The sequence below is a fragment of the Mycobacterium sp. genome, assembly GCF_052145595.1.
Lineage (GTDB): Bacteria > Actinomycetota > Actinomycetes > Mycobacteriales > Mycobacteriaceae > Mycobacterium.
Map to the genome: position 1 here is coordinate 1 of NZ_JBKQOI010000386.1, position 14497 is coordinate 14497.

14 protein-coding genes are annotated in these 14497 nt (G+C 68.3%); 4 read left to right on the top strand and 10 right to left on the bottom strand.

The window, feature by feature from the left end:
* Positions 1–76: 76 nt before the first annotated feature.
* From ACLP4W_RS30915 to ACLP4W_RS30960, 10 genes are all read right to left on the bottom strand, one after another.
* Positions 77–808: a class I SAM-dependent methyltransferase gene (locus tag ACLP4W_RS30915; protein WP_442391509.1), complete on the bottom strand. Its 732-nt coding sequence runs from the start codon at positions 806–808 to the stop codon at positions 77–79.
* Positions 809–810: 2 nt separating this feature from the next.
* Positions 811–1122, bottom strand: coding sequence for a lycopene cyclase domain-containing protein (locus tag ACLP4W_RS30920; protein WP_442391511.1), 312 nt, complete (start codon positions 1120–1122; stop codon positions 811–813).
* Positions 1119–1442, bottom strand: coding sequence for a lycopene cyclase domain-containing protein (locus tag ACLP4W_RS30925; protein WP_442391513.1), 324 nt, complete (start codon positions 1440–1442; stop codon positions 1119–1121). The genes ACLP4W_RS30920 and ACLP4W_RS30925 overlap by 4 nt, the downstream gene beginning before the upstream one ends.
* The gene (locus ACLP4W_RS30930; RefSeq protein ID WP_442391515.1) at positions 1439–2392 is read right to left on the bottom strand and encodes a phytoene/squalene synthase family protein; all 954 of its coding nucleotides are present in this window, start codon (positions 2390–2392) and stop codon (positions 1439–1441) included. The genes ACLP4W_RS30925 and ACLP4W_RS30930 overlap by 4 nt, the downstream gene beginning before the upstream one ends.
* Positions 2393–2394: 2 nt before the next feature.
* Positions 2395–3906: a phytoene desaturase family protein gene (gene crtI / locus ACLP4W_RS30935; protein WP_442391517.1), complete on the bottom strand. Its 1512-nt coding sequence runs from the start codon at positions 3904–3906 to the stop codon at positions 2395–2397.
* Positions 3907–3925: 19 nt separating this feature from the next.
* Positions 3926–5116 (bottom strand): polyprenyl synthetase family protein, encoded by a 1191-nt coding sequence (locus ACLP4W_RS30940; RefSeq protein ID WP_442391519.1) that lies wholly within the window; start codon positions 5114–5116, stop codon positions 3926–3928.
* A gap of 185 nt (positions 5117–5301) precedes the next feature.
* Positions 5302–6663 (bottom strand): TIGR01777 family oxidoreductase, encoded by a 1362-nt coding sequence (locus ACLP4W_RS30945; RefSeq protein ID WP_442391520.1) that lies wholly within the window; start codon positions 6661–6663, stop codon positions 5302–5304.
* A gap of 25 nt (positions 6664–6688) precedes the next feature.
* Positions 6689–7933: a glycosyltransferase family 4 protein gene (locus ACLP4W_RS30950; protein ID WP_442391610.1), complete on the bottom strand. Its 1245-nt coding sequence runs from the start codon at positions 7931–7933 to the stop codon at positions 6689–6691.
* Between the two features lie 97 nt (positions 7934–8030).
* The gene (locus tag ACLP4W_RS30955) at positions 8031–9608 is read right to left on the bottom strand and encodes a 1,4-alpha-glucan branching protein domain-containing protein (RefSeq protein ID WP_442391522.1); all 1578 of its coding nucleotides are present in this window, start codon (positions 9606–9608) and stop codon (positions 8031–8033) included.
* Positions 9605–10435, bottom strand: coding sequence for a class I SAM-dependent methyltransferase (locus ACLP4W_RS30960; RefSeq protein ID WP_442391524.1), 831 nt, complete (start codon positions 10433–10435; stop codon positions 9605–9607). The genes ACLP4W_RS30955 and ACLP4W_RS30960 overlap by 4 nt, the downstream gene beginning before the upstream one ends.
* Positions 10436–10661: 226 nt before the next feature.
* Here ACLP4W_RS30960 and ACLP4W_RS30965 point away from each other — a divergent pair, with 226 nt between their 5' ends.
* The 4 genes from ACLP4W_RS30965 to ACLP4W_RS30980 all read left to right on the top strand — a co-directional run bounded on the left by ACLP4W_RS30965 (position 10662) and on the right by ACLP4W_RS30980 (position 14492).
* The gene (locus ACLP4W_RS30965; protein WP_442391526.1) at positions 10662–11462 is read left to right on the top strand and encodes an electron transfer flavoprotein subunit beta/FixA family protein; all 801 of its coding nucleotides are present in this window, start codon (positions 10662–10664) and stop codon (positions 11460–11462) included.
* Between the two features lie 59 nt (positions 11463–11521).
* The gene (locus ACLP4W_RS30970) at positions 11522–12478 is read left to right on the top strand and encodes an electron transfer flavoprotein subunit alpha/FixB family protein (protein ID WP_442391528.1); all 957 of its coding nucleotides are present in this window, start codon (positions 11522–11524) and stop codon (positions 12476–12478) included.
* Between the two features lie 287 nt (positions 12479–12765).
* A complete protein-coding gene (locus ACLP4W_RS30975; protein WP_442391530.1) occupies positions 12766–13629 on the top strand; it encodes a GNAT family N-acetyltransferase in 864 nt (287 codons plus the stop codon).
* Positions 13626–14492, top strand: coding sequence for a lysophospholipid acyltransferase family protein (locus tag ACLP4W_RS30980; protein WP_442391532.1), 867 nt, complete (start codon positions 13626–13628; stop codon positions 14490–14492). The genes ACLP4W_RS30975 and ACLP4W_RS30980 overlap by 4 nt, the downstream gene beginning before the upstream one ends.
* The last annotated feature ends 5 nt before the right edge of the window (positions 14493–14497 follow it).

The following is a 14497-nucleotide window of genomic DNA, read 5'->3' on the forward strand; positions in this document are numbered from 1 at the left end:
GCGCGGGGCCGCGACGACAGCGCGCTCGCGTCGGGCAACCCCGGTGGCGCCGGGTGAACGTGGCGGCGGCGGTCGATCATTGCGGCGCCTCCCCCGCAGCCTCCCCCAAAAAGGTGTGGACGACGTCGCGTTCCCAGCCCGGCATGGTTTCGCTGCGCACGCCGGCGAATCCGGCGTCGCGCATCCGGCGCCGAAACCGCGCAGCCCCGTCGAAGGTCAGGACGCTACGCCACAGATGCCGATACAGTGTGGTGTCACGGGTGCGCCACCAGCCGGCGGGGATGATGATGCCCCAACACACCGCGTGCCAGATCAGGGTCGCGGCGCGGGAGTCACGCACCGAGTACTCGTGGACCGCCAGGGTGCCGCCGGGCCCAAGCAGATTGCGAAAGGCCCGCAGTTGACCGTCCGGGTCCGCGAGGTTGCGCAGCAGATAGGCGGCCAGGATGGCGTCGAACGGTCCGGTGATGCCGTGCTCGTCGAGTTCTTCGACGCGGGCATGCACAAACCGGACCGACGGCGGCCACGTCTTTGCCCTCGCCGCATCGAGCATTCCGCGCGCGGCGTCGACGGCGACGATCTCCGCGTTGGGAGCCACCGCCAACAGCGCGGCCGTCGACGCGCCGGTGCCGCAGCCCGCATCGAGCAGGCGCAAACCCCGGCCGCGTCCCGGCAACCGCATGCGGCGCGCCGACTGTCCCAGGCTCGCGTGGTAGTACGGGTTGGCGCCGACCAGCCGGTCGTATGCCGCCGCGCCGCCGTCAAAGGCATCCGGCACGTCGCGCCGGGGCAGACCCCTTTTATCCATGACTACCGACTTGCACGTTGACGCTCCCACAACAGCAGCACGGCGGTGACCAGCGCGAAGCCGAACAGGTAGTCCTCGATGGGAATATCGAGCGGAAACCGCACGCCACTGGTCTGCCGTTCGTTGTAGATGACGATCGGGGCGCTGCGCTTCGTCAGCCAGCCATCGACCGGAATCTGGAAACCGAATACGATCACCATCGACAACCAGTAGGCGGGCCGTCGGAACAGTCCGGTGTGCAACAGCGCGAACTCCAGCGCGCACACCGCGAGAACAGCCGCTATCGCGGGCACGGTGTAGCCCAGTCCGGTCATCGGCGCTTGCTCAGATCCAGGATGGCGGTCACCGCGTTGTAGGTCAGCAAGGCGCACAGCGGAATCACCACGAAGAACAACACCTCCTCGATGGGTACCCGAAATGGGATATCGATGCCGGTGATGTAGCCGTAGTCGTATGTCCAGACGTGCCAGGCGATGGCTACCTCGTCCCAGACGAGGAACACCGCCGCGACCGGAATTACCGCGTACACCAGGCGGCGTGGTTGCCGGTACACGCCGGCGCCGAAGAACTCCAGCGGCGCGGTGATCGCCAGGCACATGCCTAGCAGTATCAGGTATTGCCACCGGTCAGTCACGCTGCACCGGGCCTCCCGTGCTCCGGATGGGCGATACGAACCCGCCACGCCCGCAGCAGCCCACCGCCGGCGACCTGAAGTCGCCGCCTCGTGCCGACGGTTGCGCGCCGGCTGAACACCGAGAAGTAGCTGTCCTCAATGCAATCCAGGATTTCGGAGTAGAGCGTCAGTGCGGTTGCCACACACGGCCGGGAACGCGGCGCCAGTAACGCAATCCCGTGGGCGGCGCACTCATAGATTTTTCGGGTGATTTCGTGCTGAGCCGCCAGGGCGTCACGCACACGTGCATCTGTGCGGCGATGACTATGACACCACATCATCAGTTCGCGGTCTACACCGAAGGCGGCGAGTTCGTCGGCCGGTAGGTAGATCCGGTCCCGCATCAGGTCCTCGTCCACGTCGCGCAGGAAGTTGGTGAGCTGAAAGGCGCGGCCCAGCGCCGCCGCGTAGGGCGCGGCCTCGTCGACGGCGCCGACCGTCCCGAGTATCGGAAGCATCTGCAGGCCAATGACTTCCGCGGAACCGCGCATATAGCGGTTGAGCGCGGCGCGGTCGGGATAGTCGGTGACGGTGAGGTCCATTCGCATCGAGGCGAGAAAGTCCTCGAACAAGTCCGCGGCGATCCCGTAGCGACGCACGGTGTCGGCGACCGCAACAAGGACGGGCTCGTCCTGATGGTCGCCGCCGGCAAGGAATTGGTCGGACAGCCGTTGCAGCCGATCAGCCCGCGCGCCGATGTCCAGGGCCGGGTTCAGCTCATCGAGGATGTCGTCGGCGTGGCGGGCGAAGCCGTACAACGCGTGCACCGCCGGGCGCTGGTCCGGCGCAAGCAACCGGGTGGCCAGAAAGTAGGTGCGGCCATGTTCGGCGGCAATCTGGCGACAACGGCGATACGCCGCGCGCAGCCGCGAATCCTCGATTCCGGCGGCGTCCAATTCGGTGCGGATCATGGCTACTGGGCTTTCAAGTCGAGTCGCGTGCTGGATCGGTCGACGGTTCCGGTGATGCGGTCGGCAGCCAACCGCCCGGATATCAGCGTGGTCGGCACACCAACGCCGGGCACGGTCGACGACCCGGCCAGTACGGCGTTGGCGATGCCGCGCACGGTGTTGGCGGGTCGAAACGGCCCGGTCTGAGCGAATGTGTGGGCAAGCGCAAACGGTGTGCCCGTCAACATGCCTTGGCGCGCCCAGTCGGCGGGGGTGACCACCTGCAACATTTGGGCGCTGTCGCGTACGCCGGGCAGTAGCCTCTCTTGCACGGCATCGAGGATGGTGTCCGCGTAGGCGTCACCGGTGCGGGACCAGTCGATGTCGCCGCGGGACAGATTTGGCGCCGGGGCCAGCACGTAGAGCAGGTCACGGTCGGCCGGCGCCAGGGTGGGGTCGCTGGCGGTGGGCCTGGTGACCAGCAACGACGGGTCTTGCATGATTCGGCCGTCGCGGATGATGTCGGTGAACGTCTGCTCCCATGCCCCGCCGAAAAGAATGGTGTGGTGTGCCGCCGTGGGCGCAGGGGGGCAGCCCAGGTGCAGCACCACCGCCGAGGGTGCGGCGCGCAGTGGAAGGATCCGTCGTGGCTGTCGGCCCAGCAGTTGGTAGGTGTGGGGCAGTTCGGTGGTCAACACCACCGCATCGCAGGCGATGCGCTGGCCTTCAGCGGTACGAACCGCGGTGATCCGATCGCCGGTGCGGTCCAGTGCGGTGACCGCGGACCCGTAGCAGAACCGCACCCCAGCGTCAGCGGCTGCCGCGGCCAGTGCATCGGGCAGCGCCCGCACGCCGCCCCGCGGGAAGAAGACACCCGAAATCGTGTCCATGTAGGCGATCACCGCGTAGACAGCCAGGGCGTCCTGCGGCGCAACGCCGGCGTAGAGCGACTGGAAGGTGAACACCCGCCGCAACCTGGGATCGCTGATGTGGCGCTTGACCATCGTGTCCCACCGGCGAAAGCCGCCGATTGCCGCGAGCCGCCCCAACCGGCCATTCAGCAGCGACAGCGGCGAGTCGAAGTTCGCGGTAATGAAGCCGTCGAATTCGGTGCGGTACAGCCGATCCAGCCAGTCACGCAACCGCAGATAGCCGGCCGCTTGTTGCGGACCGGCGAATTCTTGGACCGAGGCGGCCATCTTGTCGGCGTCACTGTGGACATCGACGGCGCTCCCGTCGGCGAACACCGCTCGGTAGGCCGGATCGACCGGCAGTAAATCCAGGCGCCCGGACCGGTCTTCTCCGACGGCGGCGAAAACCTCGTCGATGATGTCTGGCATGGTGAGCACTGTCGGCCCGGTGTCGATCCGGTAGCCGTCGATGTCGAGTCGACCCGCTCGTCCGCCAGGCCAGGCTTCGCGCTCCACCACGGTGACTTCTCGCCACCGGCCGGCCAGATGCATCGCCGCGGAAAGCCCCGCAAATCCCGCACCGATCACGACGACGTGGTCGGTGCGCCCCGGTATCGTACGCATCAGTGCGCCACCTCGGCGCTCATGCCGCACGCCGTGTGCACACGCCGGCCATATCGACCAGCGCGACCGTAAGTGGACCATCAATTACGCCGCGGTCCAATGCCTTTCGTGCTGCATCGACGCGGTCGGCGATGAGTCCTTCGATCCACTGCACCGCTCCCGTGGCGAGGATCAAGTCTCGCCAGTGGTCAAGCGCGGAATCGTCGAGCCGCTCGCTGGTCATCAGTTCGCGAAATTGCAGGCGGGTCGACGCGTCGGCCAACTGATGCGCGGCCACCACAACGCTGGTGGCCTTGCGTTCGATCAGATCCCCACCATTGGGTTTGCCGGTCGCCGCGGACGATCCGAAGATGCCGAGGACGTCGTCGCGCAGCTGGAACGCTTCACCGATGGCGGAGCCGTAATCGCCGAGCGCGGCCAACACTCGGTCGTCGCAGCCGGCCATCGCGGCACCGATCTCCAGGGGCCGGCGCACCGTGTAGTTCCCCGACTTCCGTCGGGCCACCTCCAGCACGGCTTCCATCGTAGGCAGGTCGCGCACGTCGTTTGCCAGATCCGCGAATTGGCCCACCGCAAGCTCGGTGCGCATGGCGTCGTAGCGTGGCCATGCCCGCAGCAGATGGTGGTGCTGCAGACCGCTGTCTCGCAGCATCTGTTCAGCCCAGATCAGGCACAGATCGCCGAGCAGTATGGCGGCCGATTCGCCGAACCGGCGCGACGAGCCGGACAGCCCGCGCCGGCGATGCCAGCTGGCGAACTGAATGTGCGCGGCCGGGCGGCCTCGTCGTGATGCCGAATCGTCCATGACATCGTCTTGCAGTAGCGCAAACGCGTGTAGTAGCTCCAGGCTGGCGGTTGCCGACAAGGCCGCATCGCTTGCGGGCGCGCCGCACAGCCAGCCCAGGTACATGAACGTCGATCGCAGGCACTTGCCGCCTTTGACGAACTCCATCAAAATTTCACCGGCCACGTCCACGCCGCAGGCGCCCAGCTCGTCGGCGCAGCGGGCGGCAACAAATTCGGCGACGTGGGCCAGCACCGCCCGCCGCAACCCCGTTCGCCAGGCGTCCAATTGGTCAGCACTGGGCAGGCAAGCCGGGTCCGTCCGCGCGGCTTCGGCTAGGCGGGCCCGGGGAAGCGCACGCACAGCTCCCAACGAAGCCGCCCTCCCGGGGTCGGTCAGCCGCTGGCTCGAACGGGTCAGATTCACTCGTTGGTACCCCTTTGACGACAAAACAAACTCTGGGCGGCAGCGGATGCGCTCGTCGTTAGCCCGCTCTGGTTAACGTTGCACTGGAACACTAGGTTCAGTTATTTAAACATTAATTTACTGAATGACTGTGCGGTTGGCCAGCGCTGCTTCAAAGCTCGGACGGAAGTCGGTTCAACCGCGGATCAACCGCGACCTGTCCGCCCTAACAGATGGCGCAAGGCCTGATCGAGGTCGGGCTGGCGAAACCGGTGTCCCGCCTGACTGAGCTTGCGGGGAATCACTCGCTGACTGGCGCACGCGAGTTCGCGTGCACCCTGTTCACCCAGCAGTAGCCGGGGCCCCAGCGACGGCACCGGCAAAACCGCGGGCCGGCGCAACACGTGGGCGAGGGTGCGGGTGTACTCGGTGTTGCGGACCGGTAGCGGGGCTACAGCATTCACCGGCCCGGATAATGCGGTGTCCCACAGCGCGCGGTGGTAGACGTCGACCAGGTCGTCGATGCCGATCCAGGACAGCCACTGTCGGCCGTCACCTAACCGGCCGCCCAGCCCGGCGCTGAAGAGAGGTCGCATCAGCTTTAACGTGCCGCCGCGCGGGGATTGCACGATGCCGGTGCGCACCCGCACCACCCGCACGCCGGCCCGCTCCGCGGGCGCGGTCGCATCCTCCCAGTCGGCGACGACGTCGGCCAGAAAGCCGTCGCCGCGATCGTTGTCCTCGGTGAGGGTTTCGTCGCCGCGGTCGTACCCGTAGTACCCGATCGCCGAGGCCGAGATCAGAACCGCGGGCCGCGAGTCGGTGCGGCCCAGCAATTCGGCCAGCCGGCGCGTCGGGCCGATCCTGCTGTCGCGGATCGCATGTCGGTGGTTGTCGGTGAACCTTCCGGCTATGGAGGCGCCGGCCAAATGGATCACTGCGTCGACCCCGGCGAGCAGCTCACGGTCCGGGTCATCGGGGTCCCACCGTCGCTCATCGTCGCCCTTGGCGGTTCGGCGTACCAGCTCGATGACGCGATGGCCGCCGGTGCGCAAGAACGCGGTCAGCGCCGAACCGACCAGTCCCGACGATCCCGTGACGGCGATGGTGGCGGGGGCCAGACCCTGCTGCGCCGCCAGTCGGTGGGCGGCTAAGTCGTCGGCCAGCTGACGGTGCCGGTAGACGAACATGGGGCGCAACAACGACCCGGGTACCGGCGTGTCGACCCGGTCGATGACCCGGGTCCGGTTGTCGCCGGCGTCTTCGAAATCGTGGGTGTGCCGCCATCGCACGGCGACGCGTGCCGGCAGCGAGGCCGGCCCGTCGCTGCTGATGGTGTCGACGAAACGACTTGGCGGATCGTAGGAGTCCGCTTGGTGTTGGGCGACCCAGCGCAGGCCCCCGGGCAGCGCAAGTGTGGCGCGCCCGTCCTCGAGCGAGGTGGCCTCGGTGATCACCCGCATGGGCTGCCACGGCGGCGACAGCCGGTCGAAGGCACCCGGCCTGGCGTACCAGGCGAACACGTCGGCGCGCGGCGCGTCGACCACGCTCGAATATTCCAGCCCCATGCCTCGACGTTACCGGCGAGAGCGGCTAACGGTCCGGCAGCGCGTGCTCGACGATGGGCAGCCGTGGTTGCGGCTGCCGCTCGCGGCGCTTGGCCGCCAGATATACCTGCGCGGTCTCGTTGGCGACTGTCGTCCAGTCGAAGTCCGAGGTGAGCCGTTCGCGGGCGGCGCGGGCACGCTTTTGCGCGGCGTCCGGATCGTCGAGCACGATGCGTACCGCCGAGGCCAGCCGGGCCACGTCTCGGGGCGGGCACGACACGCCGGTCTGGCCGTTGATCACCGCCTCGCCCAGACCGCCGATGTTCGATGTCACGAGCGGAGTGCCGGCCGCGGCGGCCTCCAACGAGACGATCCCGAACGGCTCGTAGTGACTGGGCAACACCGCGGCGTCGGCCCGATGCAGTAGCGCCAGCAGCCCGGCATGATCGAGATGCCCGACGAATCGAGTTGCCTTGAGGACCCGGTGTTTACGGGACTGCTCGATGAGCCAGTCCTGCTGGGTGCCCTCCCCGGCGATGGTCAGTGTGGTACCGGGGTGGGTGCGCCTGATCCGCGGCAGCGCGGCGATGGCGTCGTGCACACCCTTCTCGTACTCCAGGCGCCCGAGGTAGAGCAGTTCGGCCGGGCCGGTGCGCGGTCGGCGGGCCGCGAACGGCCAGCGCGCCGCGTCAATGCCGTTGCGAATCACGGTGATCTCGGCCAGGCCGGGACCGAACAGTTCGGTGATCTCGTCACTCATCGACGCCGAACACGTGATCAGTGAATCGGATTCACGCACCAGCCACGACTCGACCGCGTGCACCTGACGGCTCTGCGCTCCGGAAACCCAGCCGGAATGCCGGCCGGCCTCTGTTGCATGAATCGTGGAAACCATTGGCACGTCGTAGAACTGGGCAAGCGCAATGGCCGGATGCGCCACCAGCCAGTCGTGCGAGTGCACGACGTCAGGGCGCCAGGGCCGGTTGGTGCCCCGCTTCTTCAGCGACAGCCCGGCGCGGATCATCGCGTGACCCATCGCCAGTGTCCAGGCCATCATGTCGTTGCCGAAGGTGAATTCGTGCGGATCGTGTGCGGCCGCGATCACCCGGACGCCCTCGCTGACCTCGTCGGAGGACGGGTGGGTGCAGGCGTCGGTGCCCGAGGGATGGCGGGACAGGACGACGACGTCGTGACCGGCCGCGGCCAGCGCGGTCGATAGGTGATGCACGTGCCGGCCGAGGCCGCCGATCACCACCGGCGGGTACTCCCACGACACCATGAGGACCTTCACGAGCTTGCCCGCCCTCTTCGTCGCGAGGGTGCGTGGAATGCCGCCCGCGCCGGCGTGTCGCTGTGCAGACACGCCCGCTCGCGCGGGGAGTAGCCAGTCACCGGGGCAGCCTACGCGCATCCAGGGCGCCGAACAGGCCGTCAGCGCGGTTCCATCCGTCGGCGAACCGTTGCGCGCTGTCGCGCCGGCCCGACGCCAGCGCTCCGGCGATCTCACGGGTGGCGTGGGCGTGCAGGTGTGCGCGGTAGCGCGCGTAGTCGGCGGCCGAGTCCTTGCTCACCATGAACGGCCAGTCGCTGGACACGGTGAGCAGGGTCTCGCGCAGGATCTGATCGGCGACGTGATCGCGCGGGAGCGGCCCGTCCAGCGACGCCGTTTGCGACAGCGCCTTGTCGACCGTGCTCAGCGCCGTGTCGACCACTTCGTTATTGAGCTGGACGAGGTCGGACACCTTGTCGCCGGCCCACACCTGCCAGTCCTTACCCGAACCCCACGAGCTGGGCGGCAAGGCGACCGCGTCGCCCACGAACCCGCCGGCGATCGCGTCACGCAGGGTACCCACTCGCACGCCGGCGGCGGGCAGGGCCCGCAGCACCCGCTGCAGCCACGTCGGGCCCTCGTACCACCAGTGGCCGAACAGTTCGGTGTCGAAGGCGGCGACGACGTGAGCGGGCCGTCCGATGCGCTCGGATTCGGACAGCAGCCGGCTGCGGACCATGTCGACGAAGTCGGCGACGTGGACATCGACCGCGCGATCGGCGCGCTCGGGATCGTAGGGCGCCTTGGCCTCCGATGGCACGTTGCGGCCGGTCACCTTGGCCGGCTTGAGCCCGGTCAGTTGGTCATAGGTGTGGAAGTCGCGGTAAGCGGCGTGCCCGGGGTAGCCGGATTTCGGTGACCACACCCGGTAGCTGACCTGCAGGTCGCGCCCGAACGCGACGACGTCGGTGTCGCCGACGGGCCGGCCCAGTGCGGTGTCGCCGTGCAGCGACGGGCCGTCGACCATGAAGTGCGTGACCCCCGCGGCGGCGTAGTCGTGTTCCATGCCGGGGGCGTAGGCGCACTCGGGCGCCCAGATTCCGGTCGGGCGCAGCGCCAGCCGGTGCTGCGCGTCGGCGAGCCCTTCGTGGAGCGCGAACTCGCGCAGCCGCGGCGCGAGCAGTGGCTGGAACGGGTGGGCCAGCGGGCCGCCGAGCAACTCCACCGTCCCGGCGTCGATCAGGCTGCGCAGCAGCGGGCTGCCGCCGTGCCGCCACAGGGTGGCGTAGTCGTCGAGCGCCCGGTCGGCCTCGGCGCATTCGCGAATCCCGAAGGCCCGCAATGCTTCCGGTGTGCACGACTGGTAGCTGGTCGACTTCGATCCAAGCGACCGCACGCTGGCGGCCTCGGCCGCCCGCAGCCGCCAGTTGGCCAGCCAGTGATGCATGCCGTCGAGGCAGTACGGGTCGTCAAGCTGAGCGTTCACCACCGGAGTGACGCCGAGGGTGACCAGCCCGTGCCGATCCTCGTCGGCCAGCGTGCGGAGCACCCGCAGCAGCGGCAGGTAGGCGGCCGCCCAGGACTGGTAGAGCCATTCCTCGCCCACCGGCCAGCGGCCGTGGTGGGCCAGCCACGGTAGATGGGTGTGCAGCACCAGGGTGAACAGACCGGGCACGGGGTCAGAGGACGTCCTCACGGCCGCACCGCGATCGCGATGAGATCCAGGCTGTCATCTATGTCGCGTATGTCGCTGCCGTGCTGATCGACCCCGCTTTCCACCAAGTCGAAGTCGTCGATGGTCACCGCCGCGACGTCCGCCGCCAGCTCCGGAGGCCACGGCGCATCGGCCACCGCCCGCGCGACCTGCGCGTCGATGATGGAGCCGCCATGGCGGGCATCCATCTCTTGCAGGCGCGGGCCGTGGAACAGGCCGCTGATCGACACCTCGGAGAAGCCCCCGTCGACGAGCAGCTCGGTCAGCTCGCCGGCGTTGAGCTCGCGGGTGTGAAACGGGTTGATCGGGGTGTCACGGCCCGGCGAGAAGGTGATCCGGTTGGGAGTGGAAACCATGAGCAATCCCGGCCGGCGCAGCACCCGGGCGCACTCGGCCACAAACTGTGGCTGATCCCACAGGTGTTCGATGACCTGGAAGTTCACCACGACATCCACCGACGCGTCGGGCAGCGGCAGCTCGGCAAGGTTGGCCCGCATGACCTCCACTCTGGGGTAGCGGCCACGGACGTGGGCCACCGCGGCCTCGTCGTAGTCGACCGCAATGACCCGGCGGGCGACGTCGGCGATCAGGTCGGCGCCGTAGCCTTCGCCGCAACCGGCCTCGAGCACCTCGCGGTCCGCGCAGCGCGATGCTAATCGCTGGTAAACCACCTGGTGGCGACGAAACCAGTAGTTCTCGATGTCCAGATCGGGGATGGTGCGCTCGCCCGTCAGCGTCAACACCGCATCAACCGACGGCGAGGTGCCGTCGGGGATGTGCGGGGGGCCGTCGGGGAGGAATGCGCTCATTGCATAGGCAGGCTAACGCGAAGTGTCCGATTCGCGAACCGGGAAGTGGGCACCCCTGTCGGAAGGGGCAGACAGGGCGAAAGAACCTGCACTACGACCCGCTATGGTGTGAGAGCAGACCGCACAAAGTTACCCGCCAGTAATACGGTGTGCGGTCAACGAGCGCGTGACCGAGGTCCCGCAGCCGACCGCTGTGGGACTCCTTCGAGGAGGACGAACCACACTCATGACGAACATCGTGGTCCTGATCAAGCAGGTCCCAGACACCTGGTCGGAGCGCAAGCTCACCGAAGGCGATTTCACGCTGGACCGCGAGGCCGCCGACGCGGTGCTGGACGAGATCAACGAGCGCGCCGTGGAAGAGGCCCTGCAGATCCGGGAGAAGGAAGCGGCCGACGGCGTCGAGGGGTCGGTGACCGTGGTCACCGCGGGCCCCGAGCGAGCCACCGAGGCGATCCGCAAGGCCCTGTCCATGGGTGCCGACAAGGCCGTCCACCTCAAGGACGACGGCATGCACGGCTCCTGCGTGGTCCAGACCGCCTGGGCGTTGGCGCGCGCGCTGGGCACCATCGAGGGCACCGAGCTGGTCATCGCGGGCAACGAAGCCACCGACGGAACCGGCGGTGCGGTGCCGGCCATCATCGCCGAGTACCTGGGCCTGCCGCAGCTCACCCACCTGCGCAAGCTGTCCCTCGAGGGTGGCAAGGTCACCGGCGAGCGCGAGACCGACGACGGCGTCTTCGCCCTCGAGGCCACGCTGCCCGCGGTGGTGAGCGTCACCGAGAAGATCAACGAGCCGCGCTTCCCGTCCTTTAAAGGCATCATGGCCGCCAAGAAGAAAGAGGTCACGGTGCTGACCCTGGCTGAGATCGGGGTCGAGGCCGACGAGGTCGGGCTGGCCAGCGCCGGGTCGACCGTGCTGTCGTCGACGCCGAAACCGGCCAAGACCGCGGGTGAGAAGGTCACCGACGAGGGTGAAGGCGGCAACCAGATCGCCCAGTACCTGGTTGGCCAAAAGATCATCTAAAACGAGCGCCCCTTCTATTCAACCGAGTCCACCAATTCACGAGAAGAGCGATATAACCCATGGCTGAAGTTTTGGTGCTCGTCGAGCACGCTGAAGGCGCAGTGAAGAAGGTCACCGCCGAACTGATCACCGCCGCCCGCGCGCTGGGCGAGCCCGCCGCCGTCGTCGTAGGTGCGCCGGGCACGGCCGCGCCGCTGGCCGACGCGCTGAAGGAGGCCGGCGCCGCCAAGATCTACGTCGCCGAGTCCGACGACGTCGACAAATACCTGATCACACCCGTGGTCGACGTGCTGGCCGCGCTGGCCGAATCCAGCGCTCCCGCCGCGGTGTTGCTGGCCGCCACCGCCGACGGCAAGGAGATCGCGGGCCGGCTCGCGGCCCGGATCGGATCCGGCCTGCTGGTCGACGTGGTGGACGTGAAGGCGGGCAACAAGGGCGTGCACTCCATCTTCGGTGGCGCGTTCACCGTCGAGACGCAGGCCAACGGTGACGCCCCGGTGATCACGGTGCGGGCCGGCGCCATCGACGCCGAGCCCGCCGCCGGCGCGGGCGAGCAGGTCACCGTGGAGGTTCCGGCCCCCGCCGAGAACGTCACCAAAATCACCGCCCGCGAGCCCGCGGTCGCCGGCGACCGCCCGGAGCTGACCGAGGCCAGCATCGTGGTGTCCGGTGGCCGCGGCGTCGGCAGCGCAGAGAACTTCAACGTGGTCGAGGCGCTGGCAGACTCGCTGGGTGCGGCGGTCGGGGCGTCGCGCGCCGCCGTCGACTCCGGGTACTACCCGGGCCAGTTCCAGGTCGGCCAGACCGGCAAGACGGTGTCGCCCCAGCTCTACATCGCGCTGGGCATCTCCGGGGCGATCCAGCACCGCGCCGGCATGCAGACCTCCAAGACCATCGTTGCGGTCAACAAGGACGAAGAGGCGCCCATCTTCGAGATCGCCGACTACGGCGTGGTCGGCGACCTGTTCAAGGTCGCTCCGCAGCTGACCGACGCGATCAAGGCCCGCAAGGGCTGAGTTTCGCCGGGGGCCGCGTGGTGGTGCGCGGCAGTCACATCCGCCACATGCGTATCAGGCGGTAATCACCACACGATCCGCGAAAGCGCTATCGCATGCGATAGCGGATCTGAAGGTCGGCTATCGGTTCCGCGCGACCATTTCATCGCGATTGAGTGACGCACGTCGCACCCGCGTCCGGTTGCGGGTGCTGAGGGCGCTTTTTCGCGACATTTCGTCATCTGACGTGCACCGACACGTCACAGCGGCGATGCCGATTAGCTCATCGACTGCGCCACGTTGTTGACATGAGCATCGCTTCTGTCCTGATACCCAGCGACAAGCCGGATGGCCCGGCGACCGGCGCGCCCGGACCGCGCTATTCGCTCCTGTTGTCCACCGACCCCAGCATGATCGAGGCGGCGCAGCGGCTCCGGTACGACGTGTTCACCAGCACACCCGGCTTCGCGCTCCCGGCGGCCGGTTCGGGGCACATCGACGTCGACAGGTTCGACGAGTACTGCGACCACCTGCTGGTCCGGGACGACGACACCGGTGAGCTGGTGGGTTGCTACCGGATGCTGGCGCCGGCCGGTGCCATTGCGGCCGGGGGACTGTACACCGCGACGGAATTCGACGTCCGCGCCTTCGACCCACTGCGGCCGTCCCTGGTGGAGATGGGCCGTGCGGTGGTGCGCGAGGGCCACCGCAACGGCGGCGTCGTGCTGCTGATGTGGGCGGGCATCCTGGCCTACCTGGACCGTTACGACTATGACTACGTCACCGGGTGCGTGTCGGTGCCGATCGGCGGCGACTCCGACGGCCCGGAACCTCCGGGCAGCCAACTGCGCGGCGTCCGGGATTTCGTCCTGAGCCGCCATGCCGCCCCGCCGCAGTACCGCGTGCATCCACACCGTCCCGTCATCGTCGATGGGAAGGCCATCGACGACATTCCCGCGCCGCCGCGGCCGTCGATTCCGGCGCTCATGCGGGGCTACCTGCGGCTGGGCGCGCAGGTCTGCGGCGAGCCCGCGCACGACCCGGACTTCGGTGTCGGCGACTTCTGCGTGCTGCTGGACAAACGACGTGCCGATACCCGATATCTCAAGCGATTGCGGTCGGTATCGGCGGCCACCGAAATGGCCGGTGGAATGGCGGGCGGCGACCGATGAGCGCTCCCGCAGTCATCGCCCACGCGTGGTTGCCGCGCGCGAAGTGCGATACCGGCTGTGTCGGCCTTGGCAACGCCGCCGGGTCCGGGCCGCGGGTGGTGCTGCGGGTAACGCTTCGCTGCATGTTGGCTCTGTTGTTGGCACCCGGGGTGCCGTTGGTTGCCATCCCCGTGCCGGGCCGGACGCGGGTTCAACGCGTCTATTGCCGTTTGGTGCTGCGCTGCTTCGGTGTCCGAATCAGGGTGTCGGGTAACCCGATTCGCAACCTGCGCGGGGTTCTGGTGGTCAGCGGCCACATGTCCTGGTTGGACGTCTTCGCCATCGGTTCGGTGTTGCCCGGGTCGTTCGTGGCGCGAGCCGACATGTTCACCGGGCCGGCCATCGGCATCGTGGCCCGCATCCTGAAGATCATCCCGATCGAGCGGGCCAGCCTGCGTGGGCTGCCCGGGGTGGTCGACACCGTCGCGCGTCGGCTGCGCGCCGGCCAGACGGTGGTGGCCTTCCCGGAGGGCACCACCTGGTGCGGGCTGGCGCGCGGGTCTTTCTATCCGGCGATGTTCCAGGCGGCGATCGACGCCGGTCGCCCGGTGCAGCCACTTCGGCTGACCTATCACCACGTCGACGGCAGCCTCTCGACCGCTCCGGCGTTCGTCGGCGACGACACGTTGTTGCGGTCGATCTGCCGTCTGCTCACCGTGCGCCGCACTTTGGCGTGGGTGCGTGTCGAGTCTTTGCAGCTGCCGGGTACCGACCGGCGGGACCTGGCCCGCCGATGCCAGTCCGCGGTGCTGGTGGGAGCCCCGCAGCATCCGGAGCAGCATCCGGTGCGGCAGCCAGGTCACGGACACGTGCTGGTGGCCTGAGCGAA

Excerpts from the sequence above, each read along its gene's own strand:
- ACLP4W_RS30975 (WP_442391530.1), top strand. The coding sequence starts at position 12,766 with ATGAGCATCGCTTCTGTCCTGATACCCAGCGACAAGCCGGATGGCCCG.
- ACLP4W_RS30980 (WP_442391532.1), top strand. The coding sequence starts at position 13,626 with ATGAGCGCTCCCGCAGTCATCGCCCACGCGTGGTTGCCGCGCGCGAAG.
- ACLP4W_RS30965 (WP_442391526.1), top strand. The coding sequence starts at position 10,662 with ATGACGAACATCGTGGTCCTGATCAAGCAGGTCCCAGACACCTGGTCG.
- ACLP4W_RS30970 (WP_442391528.1), top strand. The coding sequence starts at position 11,522 with ATGGCTGAAGTTTTGGTGCTCGTCGAGCACGCTGAAGGCGCAGTGAAG.
- ACLP4W_RS30960 (WP_442391524.1), bottom strand. The coding sequence starts at position 10,435 with ATGAGCGCATTCCTCCCCGACGGCCCCCCGCACATCCCCGACGGCACC.
- ACLP4W_RS30945 (WP_442391520.1), bottom strand. The coding sequence starts at position 6,663 with ATGGGGCTGGAATATTCGAGCGTGGTCGACGCGCCGCGCGCCGACGTG.
- ACLP4W_RS30920 (WP_442391511.1), bottom strand. The coding sequence starts at position 1,122 with ATGACCGGACTGGGCTACACCGTGCCCGCGATAGCGGCTGTTCTCGCG.
- crtI (WP_442391517.1), bottom strand. The coding sequence starts at position 3,906 with ATGCGTACGATACCGGGGCGCACCGACCACGTCGTCGTGATCGGTGCG.
- ACLP4W_RS30930 (WP_442391515.1), bottom strand. The coding sequence starts at position 2,392 with ATGATCCGCACCGAATTGGACGCCGCCGGAATCGAGGATTCGCGGCTG.
- ACLP4W_RS30915 (WP_442391509.1), bottom strand. The coding sequence starts at position 808 with ATGGATAAAAGGGGTCTGCCCCGGCGCGACGTGCCGGATGCCTTTGAC.